38 protein-coding genes are annotated in these 21484 nt (G+C 36.5%); 2 read left to right on the top strand and 36 right to left on the bottom strand.

The annotated features are described in order from the left end of the window. Positions 1 to 23 precede the first annotated feature (23 nt). On the bottom strand, positions 24 to 419 hold the full coding sequence (locus ACEN31_RS04645; RefSeq protein WP_197103552.1) for a DUF3224 domain-containing protein: 396 nt from the start codon (positions 417 to 419) through the stop codon (positions 24 to 26). A gap of 223 nt (positions 420 to 642) precedes the next feature. Here ACEN31_RS04645 and thrC point away from each other — a divergent pair, with 223 nt between their 5' ends. Further along, positions 643 to 2124: a threonine synthase gene (gene thrC, locus ACEN31_RS04640; protein WP_407090535.1), complete on the top strand. Its 1482-nt coding sequence runs from the start codon at positions 643 to 645 to the stop codon at positions 2122 to 2124. A gap of 60 nt (positions 2125 to 2184) precedes the next feature. Here thrC and ACEN31_RS04635 read toward each other — a convergent pair whose 3' ends face one another. After that, positions 2185 to 2835 (bottom strand): hypothetical protein, encoded by a 651-nt coding sequence (locus ACEN31_RS04635; protein WP_407090536.1) that lies wholly within the window; start codon positions 2833 to 2835, stop codon positions 2185 to 2187. A gap of 136 nt (positions 2836 to 2971) precedes the next feature. On the opposite strand from ACEN31_RS04635, the gene ACEN31_RS04630 reads away from it, so the two are divergent. After that, positions 2972 to 3481 carry a hypothetical protein gene (locus ACEN31_RS04630; RefSeq protein ID WP_407090537.1) on the top strand — a complete coding sequence of 170 codons (510 nt, stop codon included), beginning with the start codon at positions 2972 to 2974 and terminating at the stop codon, positions 3479 to 3481. An 84-nt stretch (positions 3482 to 3565) separates the two neighbouring features. Here ACEN31_RS04630 and truA read toward each other — a convergent pair whose 3' ends face one another. From truA to ACEN31_RS04460, 34 genes are all read right to left on the bottom strand, one after another. Next, positions 3566 to 4339 (bottom strand): tRNA pseudouridine(38-40) synthase TruA, encoded by a 774-nt coding sequence (gene truA, locus ACEN31_RS04625; RefSeq protein WP_407090538.1) that lies wholly within the window; start codon positions 4337 to 4339, stop codon positions 3566 to 3568. Between the two features lie 25 nt (positions 4340 to 4364). Further along, positions 4365 to 5168 (bottom strand): energy-coupling factor transporter transmembrane component T, encoded by an 804-nt coding sequence (locus ACEN31_RS04620; protein ID WP_338489924.1) that lies wholly within the window; start codon positions 5166 to 5168, stop codon positions 4365 to 4367. Next, positions 5161 to 6063 (bottom strand): energy-coupling factor ABC transporter ATP-binding protein, encoded by a 903-nt coding sequence (locus tag ACEN31_RS04615; protein ID WP_407090539.1) that lies wholly within the window; start codon positions 6061 to 6063, stop codon positions 5161 to 5163. Before ACEN31_RS04615 ends, ACEN31_RS04620 begins: the two co-directional genes overlap by 8 nt. Beyond that, positions 6033 to 6872: an energy-coupling factor ABC transporter ATP-binding protein gene (locus tag ACEN31_RS04610; protein ID WP_407090540.1), complete on the bottom strand. Its 840-nt coding sequence runs from the start codon at positions 6870 to 6872 to the stop codon at positions 6033 to 6035. Before ACEN31_RS04610 ends, ACEN31_RS04615 begins: the two co-directional genes overlap by 31 nt. Positions 6873 to 7125: 253 nt before the next feature. Further along, positions 7126 to 7506, bottom strand: a complete 381-nt coding sequence (gene rplQ, locus ACEN31_RS04605) for a 50S ribosomal protein L17 (RefSeq protein WP_138404375.1) — start codon at positions 7504 to 7506, stop codon at positions 7126 to 7128. A 42-nt stretch (positions 7507 to 7548) separates the two neighbouring features. Beyond that, entirely contained in the window at positions 7549 to 8493 is a 945-nt protein-coding gene (locus ACEN31_RS04600) for a DNA-directed RNA polymerase subunit alpha (protein WP_218931539.1), read from the bottom strand. A gap of 83 nt (positions 8494 to 8576) precedes the next feature. Then, complete coding sequence (gene rpsK / locus ACEN31_RS04595) at positions 8577 to 8969, bottom strand: 30S ribosomal protein S11 (RefSeq protein WP_138404377.1); 393 nt, start codon at positions 8967 to 8969, stop codon at positions 8577 to 8579. Positions 8970 to 8996: 27 nt separating this feature from the next. Next, positions 8997 to 9359 carry a 30S ribosomal protein S13 gene (gene rpsM, locus ACEN31_RS04590; RefSeq protein ID WP_138404378.1) on the bottom strand — a complete coding sequence of 121 codons (363 nt, stop codon included), beginning with the start codon at positions 9357 to 9359 and terminating at the stop codon, positions 8997 to 8999. Between the two features lie 27 nt (positions 9360 to 9386). Next, complete coding sequence (gene rpmJ / locus ACEN31_RS04585; RefSeq protein WP_124058139.1) at positions 9387 to 9500, bottom strand: 50S ribosomal protein L36; 114 nt, start codon at positions 9498 to 9500, stop codon at positions 9387 to 9389. A gap of 32 nt (positions 9501 to 9532) precedes the next feature. Then, complete coding sequence (gene infA, locus ACEN31_RS04580) at positions 9533 to 9751, bottom strand: translation initiation factor IF-1 (protein WP_138404379.1); 219 nt, start codon at positions 9749 to 9751, stop codon at positions 9533 to 9535. A gap of 45 nt (positions 9752 to 9796) precedes the next feature. Next, positions 9797 to 10447 carry an adenylate kinase gene (locus ACEN31_RS04575; RefSeq protein ID WP_407090541.1) on the bottom strand — a complete coding sequence of 217 codons (651 nt, stop codon included), beginning with the start codon at positions 10445 to 10447 and terminating at the stop codon, positions 9797 to 9799. 33 nt (positions 10448 to 10480) lie between these two features. Then, the gene (gene secY, locus ACEN31_RS04570) at positions 10481 to 11776 is read right to left on the bottom strand and encodes a preprotein translocase subunit SecY (protein ID WP_407090542.1); all 1296 of its coding nucleotides are present in this window, start codon (positions 11774 to 11776) and stop codon (positions 10481 to 10483) included. Beyond that, positions 11776 to 12216 carry a 50S ribosomal protein L15 gene (gene rplO, locus ACEN31_RS04565; protein WP_407090543.1) on the bottom strand — a complete coding sequence of 147 codons (441 nt, stop codon included), beginning with the start codon at positions 12214 to 12216 and terminating at the stop codon, positions 11776 to 11778. The genes secY and rplO overlap by 1 nt, the downstream gene beginning before the upstream one ends. Before the next feature lie 33 nt (positions 12217 to 12249). After that, complete coding sequence (gene rpmD, locus ACEN31_RS04560) at positions 12250 to 12429, bottom strand: 50S ribosomal protein L30 (RefSeq protein WP_138404383.1); 180 nt, start codon at positions 12427 to 12429, stop codon at positions 12250 to 12252. A gap of 11 nt (positions 12430 to 12440) precedes the next feature. Then, on the bottom strand, positions 12441 to 12944 hold the full coding sequence (rpsE, locus tag ACEN31_RS04555; RefSeq protein ID WP_138404384.1) for a 30S ribosomal protein S5: 504 nt from the start codon (positions 12942 to 12944) through the stop codon (positions 12441 to 12443). Positions 12945 to 12965: 21 nt separating this feature from the next. Beyond that, positions 12966 to 13325 (bottom strand): 50S ribosomal protein L18, encoded by a 360-nt coding sequence (rplR, locus tag ACEN31_RS04550; protein WP_138404385.1) that lies wholly within the window; start codon positions 13323 to 13325, stop codon positions 12966 to 12968. Between the two features lie 27 nt (positions 13326 to 13352). Beyond that, on the bottom strand, positions 13353 to 13889 hold the full coding sequence (gene rplF / locus ACEN31_RS04545; protein WP_138404386.1) for a 50S ribosomal protein L6: 537 nt from the start codon (positions 13887 to 13889) through the stop codon (positions 13353 to 13355). Positions 13890 to 13930: 41 nt separating this feature from the next. Beyond that, complete coding sequence (gene rpsH, locus ACEN31_RS04540; RefSeq protein ID WP_138404387.1) at positions 13931 to 14329, bottom strand: 30S ribosomal protein S8; 399 nt, start codon at positions 14327 to 14329, stop codon at positions 13931 to 13933. A 34-nt stretch (positions 14330 to 14363) separates the two neighbouring features. Then, the gene (locus ACEN31_RS04535) at positions 14364 to 14549 is read right to left on the bottom strand and encodes a type Z 30S ribosomal protein S14 (RefSeq protein ID WP_138404388.1); all 186 of its coding nucleotides are present in this window, start codon (positions 14547 to 14549) and stop codon (positions 14364 to 14366) included. Between the two features lie 18 nt (positions 14550 to 14567). Beyond that, positions 14568 to 15110 carry a 50S ribosomal protein L5 gene (rplE, locus tag ACEN31_RS04530; RefSeq protein ID WP_138404389.1) on the bottom strand — a complete coding sequence of 181 codons (543 nt, stop codon included), beginning with the start codon at positions 15108 to 15110 and terminating at the stop codon, positions 14568 to 14570. 27 nt (positions 15111 to 15137) lie between these two features. Continuing rightward, a complete protein-coding gene (gene rplX / locus ACEN31_RS04525) occupies positions 15138 to 15440 on the bottom strand; it encodes a 50S ribosomal protein L24 (RefSeq protein ID WP_138404390.1) in 303 nt (100 codons plus the stop codon). Between the two features lie 26 nt (positions 15441 to 15466). Then, positions 15467 to 15835: a 50S ribosomal protein L14 gene (rplN, locus tag ACEN31_RS04520; protein WP_138404391.1), complete on the bottom strand. Its 369-nt coding sequence runs from the start codon at positions 15833 to 15835 to the stop codon at positions 15467 to 15469. A 34-nt stretch (positions 15836 to 15869) separates the two neighbouring features. After that, entirely contained in the window at positions 15870 to 16136 is a 267-nt protein-coding gene (gene rpsQ, locus ACEN31_RS04515; protein WP_138404392.1) for a 30S ribosomal protein S17, read from the bottom strand. A 20-nt stretch (positions 16137 to 16156) separates the two neighbouring features. Further along, positions 16157 to 16351, bottom strand: a complete 195-nt coding sequence (gene rpmC / locus ACEN31_RS04510) for a 50S ribosomal protein L29 (RefSeq protein WP_138404393.1) — start codon at positions 16349 to 16351, stop codon at positions 16157 to 16159. Then, positions 16341 to 16775: a 50S ribosomal protein L16 gene (gene rplP / locus ACEN31_RS04505; RefSeq protein WP_138404394.1), complete on the bottom strand. Its 435-nt coding sequence runs from the start codon at positions 16773 to 16775 to the stop codon at positions 16341 to 16343. Before rplP ends, rpmC begins: the two co-directional genes overlap by 11 nt. 2 nt (positions 16776 to 16777) lie before the next feature. Then, positions 16778 to 17437 carry a 30S ribosomal protein S3 gene (gene rpsC / locus ACEN31_RS04500; RefSeq protein WP_138404395.1) on the bottom strand — a complete coding sequence of 220 codons (660 nt, stop codon included), beginning with the start codon at positions 17435 to 17437 and terminating at the stop codon, positions 16778 to 16780. A gap of 3 nt (positions 17438 to 17440) precedes the next feature. Continuing rightward, positions 17441 to 17797, bottom strand: a complete 357-nt coding sequence (gene rplV / locus ACEN31_RS04495; protein ID WP_138404396.1) for a 50S ribosomal protein L22 — start codon at positions 17795 to 17797, stop codon at positions 17441 to 17443. Positions 17798 to 17814: 17 nt separating this feature from the next. Continuing rightward, positions 17815 to 18096: a 30S ribosomal protein S19 gene (gene rpsS, locus ACEN31_RS04490; protein WP_138404397.1), complete on the bottom strand. Its 282-nt coding sequence runs from the start codon at positions 18094 to 18096 to the stop codon at positions 17815 to 17817. Positions 18097 to 18133: 37 nt separating this feature from the next. Further along, the gene (rplB, locus tag ACEN31_RS04485) at positions 18134 to 18964 is read right to left on the bottom strand and encodes a 50S ribosomal protein L2 (protein ID WP_138404398.1); all 831 of its coding nucleotides are present in this window, start codon (positions 18962 to 18964) and stop codon (positions 18134 to 18136) included. Between the two features lie 33 nt (positions 18965 to 18997). Further along, on the bottom strand, positions 18998 to 19300 hold the full coding sequence (gene rplW, locus ACEN31_RS04480; RefSeq protein WP_138404399.1) for a 50S ribosomal protein L23: 303 nt from the start codon (positions 19298 to 19300) through the stop codon (positions 18998 to 19000). Continuing rightward, on the bottom strand, positions 19300 to 19923 hold the full coding sequence (gene rplD, locus ACEN31_RS04475; RefSeq protein ID WP_138404400.1) for a 50S ribosomal protein L4: 624 nt from the start codon (positions 19921 to 19923) through the stop codon (positions 19300 to 19302). Before rplD ends, rplW begins: the two co-directional genes overlap by 1 nt. A 20-nt stretch (positions 19924 to 19943) precedes the next feature. After that, entirely contained in the window at positions 19944 to 20576 is a 633-nt protein-coding gene (rplC, locus tag ACEN31_RS04470; protein ID WP_197103581.1) for a 50S ribosomal protein L3, read from the bottom strand. Between the two features lie 27 nt (positions 20577 to 20603). Beyond that, positions 20604 to 20912 (bottom strand): 30S ribosomal protein S10, encoded by a 309-nt coding sequence (gene rpsJ / locus ACEN31_RS04465; RefSeq protein ID WP_138404402.1) that lies wholly within the window; start codon positions 20910 to 20912, stop codon positions 20604 to 20606. 377 nt (positions 20913 to 21289) lie between these two features. After that, positions 21290 to 21484: transposase (locus ACEN31_RS04460; RefSeq protein ID WP_407108758.1), on the bottom strand; the 195-nt coding region annotated here is incomplete at its 5' end.

Genomic DNA, 21484 nt, shown 5'->3' with positions numbered 1-21484 from the left:
TACAAAAGTGCCAACTTTCCTACTTAAAACTCAATATCAAAATTAATTTCATAAACACTTTCCGAAAGAATACCATCATAGTCGTAACGACCGACTAACATACTTAGTTCTTCACTCGCATCAATAATTCTACCGTTGATTTTCAATATATTATTTTGTACCCGACCATCTTCCTGAGCTGTGAAGCTTCCCTGCTTACCATCGATGGTGCCTTGAAATTCAGCAAAACCACGAATTAATTCTGGAGTAACGTCGGCTTCTGATTGATGTGTTAGGTAATTAGCTTCAATCGTTCCCGTAATTTCCTTGCTTCTAATCTCATAACTTACATTCCAAACAGTGATGACTTTATCTTTATTATCTGTCAAAATATTTTGTTTAAAGTCTCTTTTTACTTTTCCAGTTGTTGACACTAACATGGCAATCATCCTTTCTTATTTCGTACATTTTAGCATTATTCCACATTAAGTTCTAATATACACACTCGTTGAAAAAACTATTTCACTGACTTTGTAATCGGTTGTATTTCCAAACTTAATTATGTACCTTTATATAATTCTATTGAATTTTTACTTAAACATTGCTGAAAGTAAACTTTTTCAGTATAATTTGAATGATATAAAATGAGAAAAAGGTGAGAATATGAATTATAAAAGTACCCGTAACTCGAAGAACATCGTAACACCCTCTCAAGCTATACTCCAAGGACTTGCTACCGATGGTGGTTTATACGTTCCAGAATCCTTCCCAAGTTTTGACTTAAATTGGGAAATACTCAGTCAATATACTTATCAAGAAATGGCTCACTTTATTTTAAAACCATTTCTATCCGACTTTTCGGACAAGCAGCTAAAACGTTGTATTGAATTAGCCTATGATAATAAATTTGACACAGAAGTGATTGCACCGGTAGTAGACATTGATGAGAAGCATTATCACCTGGAATTATTCCATGGATCAACGATTGCTTTTAAAGATATGGCCTTATCGATATTACCCCACTTAATGAAAACTTCTGCTGAGATTAATAATAATTACAATGATATCCTAATCTTAACGGCGACCTCTGGTGATACTGGTAAAGCAGCAATGGCTGGATTCTCAGATGTTCCCGGAACTAAAATCATCGTCTTCTATCCTAAGGGTGGTGTGAGTTCCATTCAGGAGCAACAGATGCTTACGCAAACAGGAGATAATACACACGTAGTTTCTATCGTTGGAAACTTTGATGATGCCCAAACTGAAGTGAAAAACTTATTTAATGATTCAGTTCTGCGTGATGAACTTCAATCGTCTGACAGCCAATTTTCTTCAGCAAATTCTATGAATATCGGCCGTTTAGTCCCACAAATTGTGTATTATTTTTATGCATACGCTCAACTTGTGAAGCAAGGGAAGATTGATGCAGGCAGTGAAATTGATTTTAGTGTACCCACAGGGAATTTTGGTAATATACTCGCTGGTTACTACGCTAAACGTTCAGGTCTACCAATTGGTAAACTACTGTGTGCTTCAAATGATAATAAAGTGCTTTATGATTTCTTCCAAGACGGTGAATATAACCGTCAACGTGACTTTATATTAACGATTTCTCCTTCAATGGACATTCTAGTTTCTAGTAATTTAGAACGTCTCGTCTATCATGCTGTAAATGAAGATAGCGAGCGTTTAAGCGACTTAATGGAACAATTAGACACTAAGGGTCACTATACTTTAACAGACGAGGAGCAGGCGCATTTTTCAAGTTTCCTATCTGACTATGTGACCGAAGCTCAAACTAAAGAGGAAATTAATATTGTTTACAGAAAAACCGGCTATATTATGGATACCCACACAGCAGTGGCTTCTAGAGCATGGCGCAATCTCAACCAAGAAGGACTTTCAACGAACCCTGCTGTTATTGTTTCAACTGCCAGCCCTTACAAATTTCCTGAGGCTGTTTTAGTTGCGCTTGGTGTTGAAGCTGAAACGTTAACAGATCGAGAACTTTTAGATAAATTAAATGAATTATCAAATATCCCGTATCCACCAGCAATTGAAGGTTTACTAGAGGCAGAAAGATTACACGATACTACTATAGAGGTTTCTGACATGCGCGAATTTGTTCGAAATATTGCAAAATAAGTAATCGTAGATACACAAAAGGCAGAAGTACTTCATGTTCTTCTGCCTTTTCTTATATGATTATGCTTTTGTTTTTTCTTCTTTAACCCATGAGTCAATTTTACTAATCTCTTCAACGATATATGCATGAAGCGTTGTGTTTAACTCTTCAAAACCATCAATTTCTCTAATTGGTGTAAAATCATTGATTAACTCACTCATGAATCTTTCTAGTAAGCCATCCGAAAGTTCAATTGATTTATTAATAATGGTATGCAAGTTACCGATTAATTGGTATCGACTTCCAATTAATTCACCGAAATCATTCGATTTATCACGTTCTTTAATTAATACAACGCGACCTAAATAATAATCGTAGAATGCGATATAAGTTTTACCATTAAAGTAATAGTTTAATAATACTTCACAATCTCTAAGTGAAAAATCTTTCTTATGTTTTAAACTTAACGTATCATCCACATTTTTGTTGATAGTTGCAAAGATTTCTTTCGCAACTGTTTCTTCATTGGTTAAATCAGATGCAATGTCTTCAATATTAAACAATGGTGTATTCCAAACCGATTCACGACGGCTAAAACGGAAGAAGAATTTATAATAATCGTGTAATAAGTAATTACGACGACGGATATTATAAACGATATATTTTTGGGCTGGATCTTTGATATAATCAGCGGCTAAACGGATTGCTTGGTTCTCAGTAATATATTGCATTAATTTCTCTCCTTAATTATACTAATAATTAGCTACTCATATGATACCATTTAATAAATATTAATTGAATGTTTAAATGGGTAAATTAATTTAAATACTTTATAAACATACCACAAAAATCGAAAAGAGGGTAATAATGTACATAAGACAAACGAAGAAAAATGAAATTCCTGAAGTTATGAAAGTGATTGAATACGGCAGACAATTACAAAGAAAGAATGGGAACAATATTCAATGGCCAAATCATTATCCGGCAGCTAGTGATATTGAAACTGATATCTTAAATAACCATAGTTATGTTTGTGTGATAGACGATCAGGACCAAACGGACTTACCAGAGGAAACAATTGTTGCGACAATGTGTATTCAAAGTGGCGAAGATCCAACCTATCAAGAGATCAATGGCGAGTGGCTTAATGATCGTCCTTATGTTACTATTCACCGAATTGCTTCTAATCAACAGATTAATGGTGCCGGAAGCTTTTGTATGCAGTATGTCATAGATCATTACGACAATATAAAAATCGATACCCATCGAAAGAATACTTCTATGATTGCTTTAATCGAAAAATTTGGTTTTCAACATTGCGGTGATATTATCATTGAAGACGGAACACCTAGAGAAGTTTTTCAATATTCTAAATAATTTTGTTCCTGGCTAATATTTCAGTCAGGTATTTTTTTGTGAATAAAAAAACCTATGAGCTTCACTCATAGGTCAGTTTGAAAGTTATTTAAATGGATCCACTTCATAATCAACACGCATTAAGAACAGGCCATTCGGTGGCGCTGTTGGTCCCGCTTCATTTCGGTCTTTTACTTCTAATAGCCTTTGCATCTCATCCACTGGCTTTAAGCCATCTCCAATTTGAAGGAGAGTTCCAACCAGTATACGAACCATATTGTATAAAAAACCTTTTCCATAAAATCGGAAGACTAATTCGTTCTTCGCTTCATCTATCCAAGCTTCAGCTTCTAACACATGGCGCACTTTATTCTCAATGTCAGTTTTCGTAGAACAAAAACTTGTAAAATCATGTTCACCAACAATAATCTTAAGCGCCTCTTGAATTCGTTCCAAATCAAAAGCATACGGATGATGACTCGTGTATAATCGCTTGAACGGATCGGGAAAATCATTAATATCTATCCGATACTGATACTCTTTACCGATGGCATGATAGCGAGCATGAAATTCATCCGATACTTGCGCTACATCGACGATTCGAATAGATTGGTCTAAGATACTGTTCAATGCCTTACGCATTGATTTAGGCTGTATTTTAGCTGGATAATCGACATGGATGACTTGTCCGAGTGCATGAACACCAGAGTCAGTTCTTCCCGATGTTGAATTCTTAATTAATTCCCCGGGTTTAGCCTTTGCCATTATATGTAAGGCCTTTTGCAAAGCTTCTTGTATCGATGGCCCATTTGGTTGCACTTGATAGCCGACATAGTTAGTGCCGTCATATTGAATTTTTAACGCATAACGTGTCGTCATTCAGTTTACCTCCAATTACAAATTATCAAATAAATATTCGAATCGCAATTAACGCCGTTGTTACTAATAATAAAGTTAAGAGTGCATAAGCATCTATTTTTGAGAATTTTAATTGTCTATATTTTGTCCGACCTTCCCCACCTCGATAACCTCGAGCTTCCATGGCAATCGCCATCTCATCAGCCCGGTTAAATGCGCTAACGAACAGTGGAATTAAGATGGGTACCATAGCCTTAACACGGTCAATGAAACTACCTTCATCGAATTCTACCCCTCGAGCTCTTTGAGCATTCATAATCTTTTGCGCTTCATCCATCAAAGTAGGAACATAACGTAAAGCAATGGAGAGCATTAACGCCACTTCGTGTGATGGAAAACCTAAACGAGACAACGGTCTTAATAAGTGTTCAATACCATCTGTTAATTCTAATGGTGCTGTTGTAAGAGTTAAGATGGTTGACATCATAATAATTAAGACTAATCGCATAAAGATATAAATCGCATTGATTACCCCTAAAGATGTAATTGTTATCGGACCTAATTGGAAATAAACCGTTCCTCCCACAGTAAATAACATCTGAAATATAACGGTAAACATAATAATCCACAACATTGGTCGAATTCCACGTAAAAAGTAAGATATAGAAATATTACTTAATTTGATGACAAAAAATACAAATGCTGCAAGGAGTAAGTAAGCTAGCCAATGATTTGCTAAAAAAACAATCACAATGAAAGAGAAACTACCTAATAACTTAGTGCGGGGATCTAATTCATGAATTATTGAATTACCTTGTAAATAGCGGCCTAAAAGTAATTTATCAAACATTTTCTGACACCTCACTCTTTAGAGTACGAGATTGTTTAATTTTTACAATCTCATCTGCTAGTTGCTCTACTGTAATCGGTTGAGTCTCTTTTATATAAGTTGTTTCTAACTGAGTATCAATATCTTTAAAAAACTGTAGCGAATGAGGTAGAGATAATTGTAATGTGTCTAGTTTATCCTCATCTTTAAAAATTTCTAATGGTTCTCCTGTCTTAACCACTGTTCCATTCTCCATCACAATGACATTATCGGCATATAAAGCCACATCTTCCATTTGATGTGTTACTAAAACGAGTGTGATGTTTTGTTCGCGATGTAAATTTACAAACATCTCTAGCATGTACTTCTGACCCGCTGGATCTAAACCAGCTGTCGGTTCATCAAGAACGAGAACGCTTGGTTCCAAGGCTAGAACACCAGCAATAGCGACACGTCTCATTTGACCTCCACTCAAGTCAAACGGAGATCGGTCGTAAAGATTCTCAGATAAACCGACTAAAGACAGTTTCTCACGCGCAATGCGTTCAGCTTCTTCTTCGGATACATCAAAGTTTAAAGGTCCAAACATGACATCTTTTAAGACGGTTTCTTCAAATAACTGAGACTCTGGAAATTGAAACACAACACTGACTTGTTTTCTCAGTGCTTTTAAATTTTTATTTTTTGAATCAGCAGTAATTTCTACATCATTAATCTTTACAGTACCATGCGTTGGTCGTAACAACACGTTTAGATGTTGGATAAGTGTTGATTTTCCTGACCCAGTATGTCCGATAATGGCAGTAATCTTTCCTTTAGGAATACTTAAGTTCACATTTTTTAATGCAGAAACGGCAAATGGACTACCCGCATTATAAATATGATCTACATTGTTAAATACGATTGGATTATCCATTGTAATAAAGCCTCCTCATCAAAATATTCATCCGGTATATCTACTCCACGCTCCATTAAAGCATGTTTCAACTTCTGTGTGAATGGTAAATCTAGTCCCATATCAATGAGACCTTCACCTAAATTAAAGATATCGGCAGGAACACCTTCACTTTTCTTTTCGCCATCTTTCATCACAATAATTCGATCTGCTTTGGAAGCTTCATCGATATCATGTGTGATAGAGATAACAGTTAAATCATATTGTTCTTTTACTTTCTCAATTGCTTCAATCACTTCTTCGCGACCCAAAGGATCTAACATCGCCGTTGCTTCATCTAGTAAAATTACATCTGGTCGTAAAGCAATGACGCTTGCAAGTGCCACTCTTTGTTTTTGCCCACCAGATAAACGAGCGGGTTCTTTCTTTTTATGATCAGACATTCTAACTTGTTGAAGTGCTTCATCAACACGTTGAATCATCTCTAGACGTTCAACTCCATTGTTTTCTAGACCAAAAGCAACATCGTCTTCAACCGTTGCCCCAACAAATTGGTTATCAGGATTTTGAAAGACCATTCCGACAGATCTTCTAGCTTCCCAAACGGTTTCTTCATCTAGTAATTTACCATTGATAAATACTTTTCCACTTTCAGGCACCAAAAGACCATTCATAATTTTTGCTAAAGTTGACTTCCCTGATCCGTTTGGTCCGATTAATGCAACCCATTCCCCTTTATTGATGGTCAGATTAACATTCGTCAAAGCAAAAGACTCTACGCCTTGATATTGAAATGATATATCTTTTAACTCGATGATAGGACTTTTCATTATTATCTTCCTTTCGCGACACATCTTTCTGATTTTTTCATAGGTAAATATACCATTTAATTCGATTCTTTTCTCAAAACAATCATATACTTAACTATAAAAAAAGCACTTACGATAGAAGCACATGGATTGGAGGAGAAAATCCCCTCCAATCTAAGCAATAAACATTGCTTGTGCATTAGAGCTAGACCAAATTATTGATCATAACACTCTCCATCATTAAGTGACTAAACTATTGGTTCTTATTAAATTATTAAACTAACTCTAAGATTACCATTGGAGCAGCGTCACCACGTCGTGGTCCTTTTTTAAGGATACGAGTATAACCTCCATTACGGTTTTCATAACGGTTAGCATAATTATCGAATAAACGATCTAATACTGATTCAATAATTACTTCGTCATCTTCAATACGAGCATCAGCTAATTCGCGGCGTAAGAATGAAGCTGCCTTACGACGAGAAGCTAAGTCACCTTTCTTACCTAATGTAATCATTTTTTCAACAGTTTTACGAACTTCTTTAGCACGAGCTTCTGTTGTTTCGATACGTTCGTTGATAATTACATCAGTCGTTAAATCACGTAGTAATGCTTTACGTTGTGTACTTGTACGTCCTAATTTACGGTATGCCATTAAGATTCCTCCATTTCTTGTAAAATAAACCCTAATGATCTATTATTCGTCGTCTTTCAGACTTAGGCCTAGATCATCTAATTTGCCTTTAACTTCTGATAATGATTTACGTCCTAAGTTACGAACTTTCATCATTTCAGCTTCAGTTTTATTTGTAAGTTCTTGAATTGTATTAATTCCAGCACGTTTCAAGCAGTTGTAAGATCGAACAGATAAGTCTAATTCTTCAATTGTCATGATAAGAACTTTTTCTTTTTCTGCTTCTTCTTTTTCAACCATGATTTCTGCTTCGCGTGCTTCATCGTTTAAGTTAACAAAGATATTTAAATGTTCAGTCAATATTTTTGCAGCTAAACTTAAAGATTTTTCTGGACTAATTGATCCGTCTGTCCAAATGTCTAAAGTCAATTTATCAAATATATTCTTTTGACCAATACGTGTATTTTCAACTTGATAATTCACTTTTTCAATTGGTGTATATATTGAATCGATTGGTAATACACCAATTGGCATATCATCACTCTTATTGTATTCGCTACGTGCATAACCTCGACCGTTGGACACGCTAATACGCATGTTCAATTCTGCATCTTCGGCTAAGGTACAAATATGTAAATCAGGATTTAAAATTTGTACATCATTATCATGAATAATGTCAGCAGCTGTTACTGTTTTTGGACCCGCAACATTTAATTCAATTACTTTGCTTTCTTCTGTGTGCAATTTAAGGGCTAACTTCTTCAAGTTTAAAATGATCGTAGGAACATCTTCCACTACACCATCGACTGTAGCAAACTCATGAAGCACACCATCAATTTGAATATTAGTTACTGCTGCACCTGGTAATGAAGATAGCAGAATACGACGTAATGAGTTTCCAAGAGTTGTTCCATATCCACGTTCTAATGGTTCAATCACGATCTTGCCAAATTTTTCATCTTCACTGACTTCAACCGTAGTAATCTCTGGTTTTTCAATCTCGATCATTAGTAATTTTCCCCTTTCAATACGTTATGTCTCAATGATAATTTTGTAGCAACATTAAAAGTTTTTAAATATAGGAATTATCATTAAACACGACGACGTTTTGGTGGACGAGCACCGTTATGTGGGATTGGGGTTACGTCACGAATTGCTGAAACCTCTAATCCAGCTGCCTGTAATGAACGGATTGCCGATTCACGACCAGATCCTGGTCCTTTAACTGCAACCTCTACAGATTTCATACCATGTTCCATTGCGCCTTTAGCAGCAACTTCTGATGCCATTTGAGCAGCAAATGGAGTAGATTTTTTTGATCCACGGAATCCTAATGATCCTGCTGATGACCAAGAAAGTGCGTTACCATTCTCGTCTGTAATCATAACGATTGTATTATTGAATGTTGAACGAATATGTGCGATTCCACGTTCAATATTTTTTCTGTCGCGACGACGTCTACGAGCTTGTTGTCTTTTTGCCATGAAGTCTTAACCTCCCTTTTAAATTAATTATTTCTTACCTTGAACTGCTTTTTTAGGACCTTTACGGGTACGAGCGTTGTTTTTAGTGTTTTGTCCGCGAACTGGTAAGTTACGACGGTGACGGTTACCACGGTATGATCCGATTTCTTGTAAACGTTTGATGTCTAAACTTACTTCACGACGTAAATCACCTTCAACTTTGATTCCGTCAACAATAGAACGTAAACGGTCTAATTCATCGTTAGATAAATCTTGTACGCGAGTGTTTTCAGATACATTAGCATCTGCACAGATTTGTTTTGCTGTAGTGTTCCCGATTCCAAAGATATATGTTAATGAAATAACAATACGTTTGTCACGTGGAATATCAACTCCTGCTATACGAGCCATAGACTAGTTTCCTCCTTTTTCTTAAAATTAACCTTGACGTTGTTTGTGTTTTGGATTTTCGCAAATTACCATTACTTTACCATTACGGCGGATAACTTTGCACTTCTCACAAATTGGTTTTACTGATGCTCTAACTTTCATCATTTTCCCTCCTTAAACTTCTTAACCATCGACTATTTAAAGCGATATGTAATTCGACCTTTTGTCAAATCATAAGGAGACATTTCAACTGTTACTTTATCTCCTGGCAAAATACGGATATAGTTCATACGAATTTTACCTGAAACATGAGCTAAAATTTCGTGGCCATTTTCTAATTCAACTTTGAACATTGCATTTGGCAAGGTTTCTAATATAATTCCTTCTACTTCAATAACATCATCTTTAGCCATTAATACTTCCTCCTTTTTTTACCAGTTAGTGAAATGCTTTGGTATCTATTCTCCAAGAATATTACGTATCTCACGATAAACTACTTCAATCGGATTTTCACCACTAATGCGGTGTAGTATGTTTTTATCATCGTAGAATTCTAAGATCGGTTTAATTGATTCCATCTGTAAGTTAATACGATGTCTAACTTTTTCTGGCTTGTCGTCTTCACGTTGATAGAAGTCATGAGAACCACAGTTATCACAAACACCATCAACTGAAGGTGGATTGTATACTTTATGATACGTAGCTCCACAATCACGACAAATAATTCTACCGCTTAGACGTTTTTCAAGGACATCTGAATCAACATCGATATAAATAACAGCGTCAATATCAGAATTCATATCTTTTAAATTCTCTTCTAGTGCATGTGCTTGGTGAAGCGTTCTTGGGTACCCGTCTAGCATAAACCCATCTGCTTGTACATCTGATTGTGATAAACGTTCACGAACTAAGTTATTCGTGACATCATCCGGCACAAGATTACCAGCATCTGTATATGATTTAGCTTCTAATCCCAATTTCGTTTCATTCTTAATTGCTTCACGGAAGATATCCCCTGTTGCAATATGTACCATTGAATAATCTGTGGAGATATGTTCACTTTGTGTTCCTTTCCCTGCTCCGGGAAGGCCCATTAATAAAATATTCATATAAATCGTCCTTACTTATTTAATATCGATGAACTATTGATAAAGAAATCCTTTATAGCGACGTTTTACCATTCTACCTTCGATTTGTTTAGTTGTTTCTATAGCAACACCTACAACAATCAAAATACTTGTTCCACTTAATGAAATATTCATTGGTATTTCCCAGATAAATCCAGCAACGATCGGTAATACGGCGATTAATGTTAGATATAATGCGCCGACCCCACTTAAGCGATTAATTAATTGTGTAATAAATGTCTCGGTATCATTACCAGGACGTACACTTGGAATATAAGCGCCTTGTTTCTGTAAATTTTCTGCTACTTTCTCAGGGTTAACCTGTACTAATGAATAGAAATAAGTAAAGGCAATGAGTAATACAGTATAGAATACTGCTCCTAATGGATGTTGTAAGTTAAACAAGTTTCCGAAAAACTGCATCACTGGACCTGCGTTGTCAGTACTTAAGAAAGAAAAGATTGTTTGTGGTGTTGTAATAAACGACGTTGCGAAAATTACAGGAATAACACCAGCAGAGTTAATCTTTAATGGTAAGTGCGCTGTATGACGGGCACCAGTTGCTTTCTTAGAGTGATGAATTGGAATACGTCTTTGTGCTCTTTCCATTAGAACAACAATAACAATACTTACGATGATTACTAGTACGATGGCTAATAAAATCAGTAAATTTTGGGTCAGTTCATTACCTGTCACACCTGATATAGATGATTGGAAAAATCCATAAAAATCTTTTGGCACTTCTGCAACAATACCGGCGAAGATCAACATAGATACTCCGTTTCCGACACCATTACGCGTGATTTGCTCACCTAACCAAACTAAGAACATTGTTCCAGCCGTTAAGATTAAAGCAATTGTTAGATAAGTTGCCATTGTAGGGTCATTAATTAAACCTAAACCAGATAACTGGTTAAACCCAAATGATAATCCTAAAGATTGGATAAAACCTAAAACTATTGCTGTGTAAGTAGTAGCTTGATTAAGCTTACGTCTACCGACTTCACCTTGTTTGGCCCATTCGGTAAACTTAGGAACTAAGTCCATTTGCAATAATTGCATAATGATTGATGCAGTAATGTATGGCGATACACCCATAGCAAAGATAGAATATCTTTGTAGTGCACCTCCACCAAAAGTATTCAATAAACCTAATACCCCAGTGTTGCCTAATGTTTGTAAAGCACCAGCATTAACACCTGGTACTGGGATATGAGACCCTAAACGGAATACTGCGAAGATAAATAATGTATATAAAATTCTACGTCGAATATCTCTAACAGTGAATGCATTTTTCAAGAAGGAAAACATTAAATCACCTCAATCGATCCACCAGCACCAGTGATAGCTTCTTCTGCAGATTTAGAGAATTTAGCAGCTTGAACTGTTAATGTTTTCTCTAATTTACCATCACCTAAAATTTTAATTCCTGATAATTCGTTTTTCACAACGCCAGTTTCGATTAATAAAGCTGGTGTAACTGTTGTGCCATCTTCAAAACGATTTAATGTTTCTAAGTTCACTACAGCATAATCTTTACGATTGATGTTAGTGAAACCACGTTTTGGTAAACGACGGAATAAAGGTGTTTGTCCACCTTCAAATCCTAAACGTACTCCACCGCCTGAACGTGCTTTTTGACCTTTTTGTCCACGACCAGCTGTTTTTCCGTTCCCTGAACCTTGTCCACGCCCAACACGGTTACGTAATTTGCGTGATCCTTCAGCAGGTTGTAATGTATGAAGTTTCATTCCTTCGGCACCTCCTTATATAAGATTTTAAACTTAAGCTTCTTTGACTTCTACTAAATGGCTTATTGTACGAACCATTCCACGAACAGATTCATTGTCAGGTTTCACTACACTCTTATTAAGTTTTGTTAAGCCTAACGCTTTAGCTGTTTGAATTTGGTTTTGTTTACGTCCAATAAAGCTACGTTTTAATGTGATTTCTAAGTTGGCCATTGAATGTCCTCCTAACCTAAAAGTTCTTCGACTGATTTGCCACGTAATGCAGCAACTTCATCGGCTTCTTTAAGATTTTTAAGACCTTCAACAGTTGCAGAAATCATGTTAATTGGTGTATTTGATCCAAGTGATTTACTTGTTACGTCAGCAATACCAGCTAACTCAATAACGGCACGAACTGGTCCACCAGCGGCAACCCCAGAACCGGCAGTTGCAGGCTTAAGTAATACTTGTCCTCCACAGAATTCACCAACGATTTCATGTGGAATAGTTGTTCCTGATGTAGGGACTTTAATCATGTTTTTCTTAGCATTTTCGATACCTTTACGGATTGCTTCTGGTACTTCTTGAGCTTTACCTGTAGCAAAACCAACGTGACCATTCTTATCACCAACAACTACTAAAGCAGAGAAACGTAGACGGCGTCCACCTTTAACAACTTTAGTTACGCGGTTAATCGCAACTACGCGATCTTCAATTTCGCCTAATGTTTCTGGATTAATAAATTCCATTAAACAATGTTCCCCTTTCTATTAAAATTCTAAGCCGTTTTCACGAGCAGCTTCAGCTAATGCTTGTACACGTCCGTGATATACATATCCACCACGGTCAAATACTACTGTTTTATGTCCAGCAGCTGTTGCGCGATCGGCAACTAATTTACCAACTGATGCAGCTTGTTCGACTTTTGATCCATTTGATTTAACTTCTTCGTCTTGTGAAGAGGCACTGACTAGCGTCACACCCGCTACGTCATCAATTAATTGAGCGTAGATGTTAGTATTCGAACGGAATACACTTAAGCGTGGGCACTCTGCAGTACCAGAGATTCTATTACGGATACGTAAATGTCTTTTTTTACGTAATTTATTTCTTTCTGGTTTTGAAATCATTTTGTCACCTCTTTAATTTTTTATTTATTATTTACCAGTTTTACCTTCTTTACGGCGAACAAATTCACCAACATAGCGAATTCCTTTACCTTTATACGGCTCTGGTGGACGAACTGCACGAATGTTTGCTGCTAATTCTCCAACTTTTTCTTTGTTGAATCCTTGAACGATGATTTGTGTATTCGAAGGAACTTCAAAATCTACACCTTCGCTAGCTTCGAATTCAACTGGGTGTGATAAACCAACACTCAATGTAAGTTTGTTACCTTGTTTTTGTGCACGATAACCTACACCGATTAATTCTAATTCTTTTTTAAATCCTGTAGACACACCTTCGATCATGTTAGCAATTAATGAACGAGTTGTACCATGGATTGAGCGGTTAGCTTTATTGTCATTTGGACGAGTGAAAGTGATTTCGTTATCCGCGATTTCTAATGAAATTGCTGGCGATAGTTCACGAGTTAATTCGCCTTTTGGGCCTTTAACAGTTGCTGTAGTACCATTTAGTTCTACGGTAACTCCTGATGGAATTACTACAGGTTTTTTACCTATACGACTCACAGTACCGCACCTCCTTATATTTTATAATATTTATCTACAAATTACCAAACGTATGCTAAAATTTCTCCACCGATTTTTTCATTTCTTGCAACTTTATCAGTTACTAAGCCACGAGAAGTTGAGACGATTGCGATTCCTAAGCCATTTAAAACTTTAGGAATATCTTCAGATTTAGCGTAAACACGTAAACCTGGTTTAGAAATACGTTTTAGACCTGTAATAACTTTTTCGTTATTACGTCCGTATTTTAAGTTTAATTTAATTACATTTTGTTTGTTATCTTCAGTTACTTCATAACCTTTAATGAAACCTTCGTTTTTTAAGATTTCAGCAATTGCCACTTTAGTATTAGAAGATGGTGCTGTTACAGATGTATGTTTTTGTGCATTTGCATTACGAATTCTTGTTAGAAAATCTGCAATTGGATCTGTCATTACCATGTGTATTTACCTCCTTAGTTTAAAAGTATTTGAATTACCAGCTTGCTTTCTTAACGCCAGGAATTTGTCCTTTATAAGCAAGTTCACGGAAGCAAATACGGCAAAGTTTGAACTTACGGTAAACTGAATGCGGACGTCCACAACGTTCACAACGTGTGTATTCTCTTACTTTATATTTTGGTGTACGTTGATTTTTTTCTACCATTGATTTTTTAGCCAATACGATTCGCCTCCTTTATTATTTTTTAAACGGCATACCTAACTCTTTAAGTAAGGCATGTGATTCTTCGTCAGTGTTTGCTGTTGTTACGATTACAATATCCATTCCACGAACTTTATCTACGTTATCGTAGTTAATTTCTGGGAAAATTAATTGTTCTTTAACACCTAAAGTGTAGTTTCCACGACCATCAAAGGCTTTGTTTGAGATACCTTGGAAGTCACGTACACGTGGTAATGATACTGTGATCAATTTGTCTAAGAAGTCATACATTCTTTGTCCACGTAAAGTAACTTTAGCTCCAATTGGCATTCCCTCACGAAGACGGAAACCTGCAATTGATTTCTTAGCTTTAGTAATAACTGGTTTTTGTCCAGTTAATAATGTTAATTCTGCAACTGCTTTATCTAAGTTTTTAGCATTTGAAACTGCATCACCAACACCCATGTTAACAACAATTTTATCTATTTTTGGTACTTCCATAACAGAAGAGTAGTTAAATTGTTCAACTAATTTGCTAGTGATTTCGTTATTATATCTTTGTTTTAAACGGCTTTCCATTAAACTTTGTCCTCCTTCCCAAAATGATTAGTTAAGTGTTGTATCTGATTTTTTAGAGAAACGTACTTTTTTACCATCTTCAAAACGGTAACCAACGCGTGTTGCTTCTCCGTTAGAATCTACTAATTTTACGTTTGATACATGAATTGGAGCAGGGAATTCTTCGATTCCACCTGTCGCCATTTGAGTAGGTTTTTGGTGACGTTTATGGATGTTTAATCCTTCAACGATCACTTTATCTTGCTTAGGTAAAGTTTTAAGAACTGTTCCTGTTTCGCCTTTATCTTTACCAGCAATAATTTTTACTGTATCTCCTGATTTAATGCGCATGAATTGTTTCCTCCTTCGTAATTGGATTAAAGAACTTCTGGAGCTAATGATACGATACGCATGAAGTTGTTGTCACGTAATTCACGTGCAACTGGTCCAAAAATACGTGTTCCACGAGGTGTCTTATCATCACGAATAATGACACATGCATTTTCGTCAAATTTTATATAAGACCCATCATTACGGCGAGCTCCTGTTTTTGTGCGTACGATTACTGCTTTTACTACGTCACCTTTTTTGACAACTCCACCTGGTGTTGCATGTTTAACTGTTGCAACAATTACATCACCAATGTTAGCTGTTCTACGACCTGATCCACCTAGTACTTTAATAGTTAATACTTCACGTGCACCAGAGTTGTCGGCAACTTTTAATCGACTTTCTTGTTGAATCATTCCGATGTCCTCCTTCCGATTTCTTCTTTATGTATTAGATAATTACAGCTTCTTCAACGATATCTAATAAACGGAAGCGTTTCGTTTTAGATAATGGACGAGTTTCCATAATGCGGACGATGTCGCCTTCTTTTGCGCTGTTATTTTCATCATGTGCTGTATATTTTTTTGAATATTTAACACGTTTACCGTATTTAGGGTGTACTACACGAGTTTCAACAACAACAGAGATTGTTTTGTCTCCTTTGTCTGAAACGACACGACCACGATAAACTTTACGTTTGTTACGTTCTTCAGTCATTTAACATCTGCCTCCTTTTATTATTTAGTCAGTTCTTGTTCACGTAAGACAGTTTTAATACGAGCGATTGTTTTACGTACTTGACGTAAACGGGCAGTGTTTTCTAATTGTCCTGTTGCTAATTGGAATCGAAGATTGAATAATTCTTTTTTATATTCTTTTTCTTTGTTAACCATATCAGCAGCGGATAATTCTCTAATTTCTTTAATTTGCATTCGATTCACCACCATATTCTTCACGTTTTACGAATTTTGTTTTGATAGGTAATTTGTTTGATGCAAGACGGAAAGCCTCACGAGCTACTTCTTCTGGAACTCCATCGATTTCAAACAAGATTTTACCACGTTTAACTGGAGCTACCCAACCTTCAGGTGCACCTTTACCGGATCCCATACGAACACCGATTGGTTTAGATGTGTATGATTTGTGAGGGAAGATTTTAATCCATACTTTCCCACCACGTTTCATATAACGAGTCATAGCTATACGAGCTGCTTCGATTTGACGGTTTGTGATCCATTTAGATTCAATGGCTCTTAATCCGTATGTTCCGAAGTCGATGTTTTTTCCACCTTTAGCTTCTCCGCGCATTTTACCACGGAATTCACGACGGTGTTTTACACGTTTAGGTACTAACATGATTAATTTCCTCCTCTCTGGTTGTTTTCATTTACTTCAGGAAGGATTTCTCCACGACAAATCCATACTTTAACTCCAAGTTTACCGTATGTAGTGTCTGCTTCTTCCCAAGCGTAGTCGATATCTGAGCGAAGTGTATGTAATGGAACTGTACCTTCACTGTAGTGTTCAGTACGTGCCATATCAGCACCGTTTAAACGACCAGATACTTGTGTTTTAACTCCTTGTGCACCAGCACGCATAACACGTTGGATAGCTTGCTTTTGAGCACGACGGAATGCAACACGGTTTTCTAATTGACGAGCAATATCTTCTGCTACTAATTTTGCGTCTAAGTTTGCTTGTTTAATTTCCACGATATTGATGTGTACTTTTTTACCAGTTAATTTATTTAACTGTGCACGTAGTGCATCAACTTCAGATCCACCTTTACCAATAACCATTCCTGGTTTAGCAGTATGAACTGAAACAATTACACGGTTAGCAGCACGTTCAATTTGAATTGTTGAAATTGAAGCGTCTGAAAGTTTACCGTAGATGTACTCACGAATGCGTAAATCTTCATGTAGGAAGTCGGCATACTTTTTATCAGCATACCATTTAGCATCCCAATCACGGATTACGCCAACACGCATACCTATTGGATGTACTTTTTGACCCATGTATTATGCCTCCTCTTTCTCTGATACCACAATTGTGATGTGGCTTGTTCTTTTATTGATTGGTGAAGCTGATCCTTTAGCACGAGGACGGAAACGTTTCATAGTTGGTCCTTCGTTAACAAAAGCTTCACTTACGAATAAGTTTTCTAAATCTAAATCATAGTTGTGTTCCGCGTTAGCAATAGCTGACATTAACACTTTTTCGACAGCAGGTGATGCTGATCTTGGTGTGAATTTCAGAATAGAAATTGCTTCACCTATGCTTTTTCCTCTAATTAAATCAGTTACTAGACGAACTTTACGAGGGGCAATGCGGATTGTTTTTGCTGTTGCTGTTGCAGATGTAATTTGTTCTGACATCTAATTTCCCTCCTTTATTAACGTCTTCCTGTTTTTTTATCGTCATTTGCATGACCTTTATATGTACGAGTTGGTGCGAATTCGCCCAATTTGTGTCCTACCATATCTTCTTGGATGTATACTGGGACATGTTTACGTCCATCATATACTGCAATTGTTAGCCCAATGAAGTTTGGGAAGATTGTTGAACGACGCGACCATGTTTTAATAACTTGTTTTTTCTGAGCATCTTCTTGAGCTTCTACTTTTTTCATTAAGTGTGCGTCAATAAATGGCCCTTTTTTCAAACTACGACTCACAGTGTAGCCTCCCTTCGGAAATTTAATCTATATACGATTATTTCTTACGTCCACGAACGATTAATTTACTTGATTTTTTCTTAGCATTACGAGTTTTAAGACCAAGAGTCTTTTTACCCCAAGGTGACATTGGACTTGGACGTCCGATTGGAGCGCGTCCTTCACCACCACCGTGTGGGTGATCGTTAGGGTTCATTACAGATCCACGAACAGTTGGACGTTTAGATAACCAACGTTTACGACCTGCTTTACCAATGTTAATTAATTCGTGTTGTTCGTTACCAACAGTTCCGATTGTTGCACGGCAAGTTGATAAGATCATACGAACTTCACCTGAAGCTAAACGTACTAATGTATATTTACCTTCTTGTCCTAATACTTGAGCACTTGTTCCAGCAGAACGAACTAATTGTCCACCTTTACCTGGTTTTAACTCAATATTGTGAATTACAGTACCAACTGGGATATTGATTAATGGTAATGCATTCCCTACTTTGATATCTGCTTCAGCACCTGATTCAATCTTTTGACCTACTTTAAGTCCTTTTGGTGCGATGATATATGTTTTAATTCCATCTTCGTAGTTAATTAATGCGATATTCGCGCTACGGTTTGGATCATATTCGATAGTTTTAACTGTTCCGACAACGTTGTCTTTGTTACGTTTAAAGTCGATAACACGGTAAGCACGTTTGTGTCCACCACCGTTGTGACGAACTGTGATTTTACCTTGGCTATTACGGCCAGCTCTTTGTTTTTTCGATTCTAATAATGATTTTTCAGGAGTTTTTGTTGTAATCTCTGAGAAGTCATAACCAGTCATATTACGACGACCGTTAGTTATCGGTTTGTAGTGTTTAATTGCCACTCGAATTCCCTCCTACTTATCTTATTTTGTGAATTATTCTTCGTCTTCTTCTGTTTCGAATAATTCGATGTTAGCTGAATCAGCTTTTAATGTGATGATTGCTTTTTTGTATTTACGTGTGAATCCTTGGTAACGACCCATACGTTTTGCTTTTCCTTCAACGTTGATAGTATTTACTTTCTCTACTTTAACGCCTTCAAACATAGCTTCAACAGCTTGTTTAATAAGGTTTTTGTTAGCACGACGATCTACTTCAAAAGTGTATTTGTTATCGTCAATGTTATACATAGATTGCTCAGTAATTACTGGACGTAGGATTACTTCTGAAAATTCCATTATGCTAATGCCTCCTCTACTGTTGATAATGCTGCTTGAGTGATTAATACTTTGTCATAGTTAACAACGTCTAATACGTTGATGTTGTTCTCGTCAATAACTTTAACGTTATCGATGTTACGAGCTGATAAGTATGCGTTATCGTTGTTATTTTCTAAAACGATTAATGTTTTAGTGTCTAAGTTTAAGTTAGATAAAATACCTTTAAGGTCTTTTGTTTTTGGTGCATCTAAGCTTAATCCATCAACAACTACAAATTTATCTTCAACAACTTTTTGTGATAATGCTGATAAAATTGCTAAACGACGTACTTTTCTTGGTAATTTGTAACTGTATGAACGAGGTGTCGGACCAAAGACAACTCCTCCCCCAACCCATTGTGGTGAGCGGATAGATCCTTGACGTGCACGACCTGTTCCTTTTTGTCTCCAAGGTTTACGTCCACCACCGCGAACTGCGTTACGGTTTTTAACTGCGTGTGTACCTTGACGTAATGATGCACGTTGCATGATTACTGCATCGAACATAACACTTTCGTTTGGTTCGATACCGAAGATCGATTCGTTTAACTCAACTTCTCCAGCTTGCGATCCGTCTTGTTTAAATAAAGTAACTTTTGTCATTCTCGTTCCTCCCCTCTTAATTAGTTAGATTTAACTGCTTTTTTAATTTGTACTAAAGATTTTTTAGCACCTGGTACATTACCTTTAATTAAGATAACGTTATCTTCAGGATTTACTGCAACGATTTCTAAGTTTTGAATCGTCACTTGTTCACTACCAGTTTGTCCAGGTAATTTTTTACCTTTTAAAACACGTGATGGTGAAGCTGCCATTGCCATCGCACCTGGGCGACGGTGGAAACGAGATCCGTGAGCCATTGGTCCACGAGCTTGGCCGTGACGTTTAATAACCCCTTGGAAACCTTTACCTTTAGATGTTCCTGTTACATCGATGATGTCTCCGACTGCGAATGTTTCTACAGTGATTTCTTGCCCAACTTCATATTCTCCTAGCTCGACATCACGAAATTCGCGAATGAAGCGCTTAGGAGTAGCGTTTGCTTTCGCTACATGACCTTTATGAGGTTTTGTTGCTAATACTTCACGTTTGTCTTGGAAACCTAATTGCACAGATTCATATCCATCTGTTTCATTTGATTTCACTTGTAATACAACGTTTGGTTGAGCTTCCACTACTGTTACAGGGATTAACTCACCATTCTCCGTAAAGAATTGCGTCATTCCTACTTTTGTTCCTAAGATTCCTTTGGTCATGAGTACACCTCCATTTTATTTTTTATTTTATAACTTAATTTCTACGTCTACACCACTTGGTAAATCTAATTTCATTAATGCATCAACTGTTTTAGCAGTTGGGTTAACGATATCGATTAAACGTTTGTGTGTGCGCATCTCAAATTGCTCACGTGAATCTTTATATTTATGCGGTGAACGGATAACTGTATATACCGAACGTTCTGTTGGCAATGGGATTGGCCCTACAGTTTGTGCTCCAGTTCTTTGTGCAGATTCTACGATTTTGTTCGCTGATACATCAAGAGCGCGGTGCTCATAAGCTTTCAGACGAATACGAATTTTTTGGTTTGCCATTGTTTTTCCTCCTCCGTCAAATTTGTTAAATTGACTTGCTCCGCAAGAATTACCGACTACACTGGTCATTGGCAACTCAGCCTAGCGTGTCGCAACCTCTCACTTCATAGCTCGCCCACCTTATAATATAGGGGGCTGTGTTACGTTCAGCAGAAATATATCTACTTATGACACAACGAATATTATAACGAACACAACACTTAGAAGCAAGCTTTTTTCGCATTTTTTTAAAAAAAATTCAAAATAATATTTCTTTCTATTATATATACACGTTTTGTGTCTCTATTTAAGCTTTGTAACATTTTAATGGAAAATCCTGGTGGATGGAAGTTTTTTTTATATTTATTTATTATTACTTATTTTTGTATCTTAAATTGTCAAATTAAGTGCAACACAGTTTTATAAAAGATTTCATAAGGTGTTTTCCAATTCAAACATTTTTTGGGACGTGTATTTAATTTCGTTGCCCAACCTTGTATCTCTTCATCAGTTGCATCTGTCAAATCAACACCTTTCGGTGAGTACTCTCTAAGGAGTCCATTTGTATTCTCATTAGATCCTCTTTGCCAAGG

It is taken from the genome of Ruoffia sp. FAM 26255, assembly GCF_045528525.1.
Classification (GTDB): domain Bacteria; phylum Bacillota; class Bacilli; order Lactobacillales; family Aerococcaceae; genus Ruoffia; species Ruoffia tabacinasalis.
Note: the sequence above shows the minus strand (reverse complement) of the source record. Positions and strands in the feature narration are given on the sequence as shown.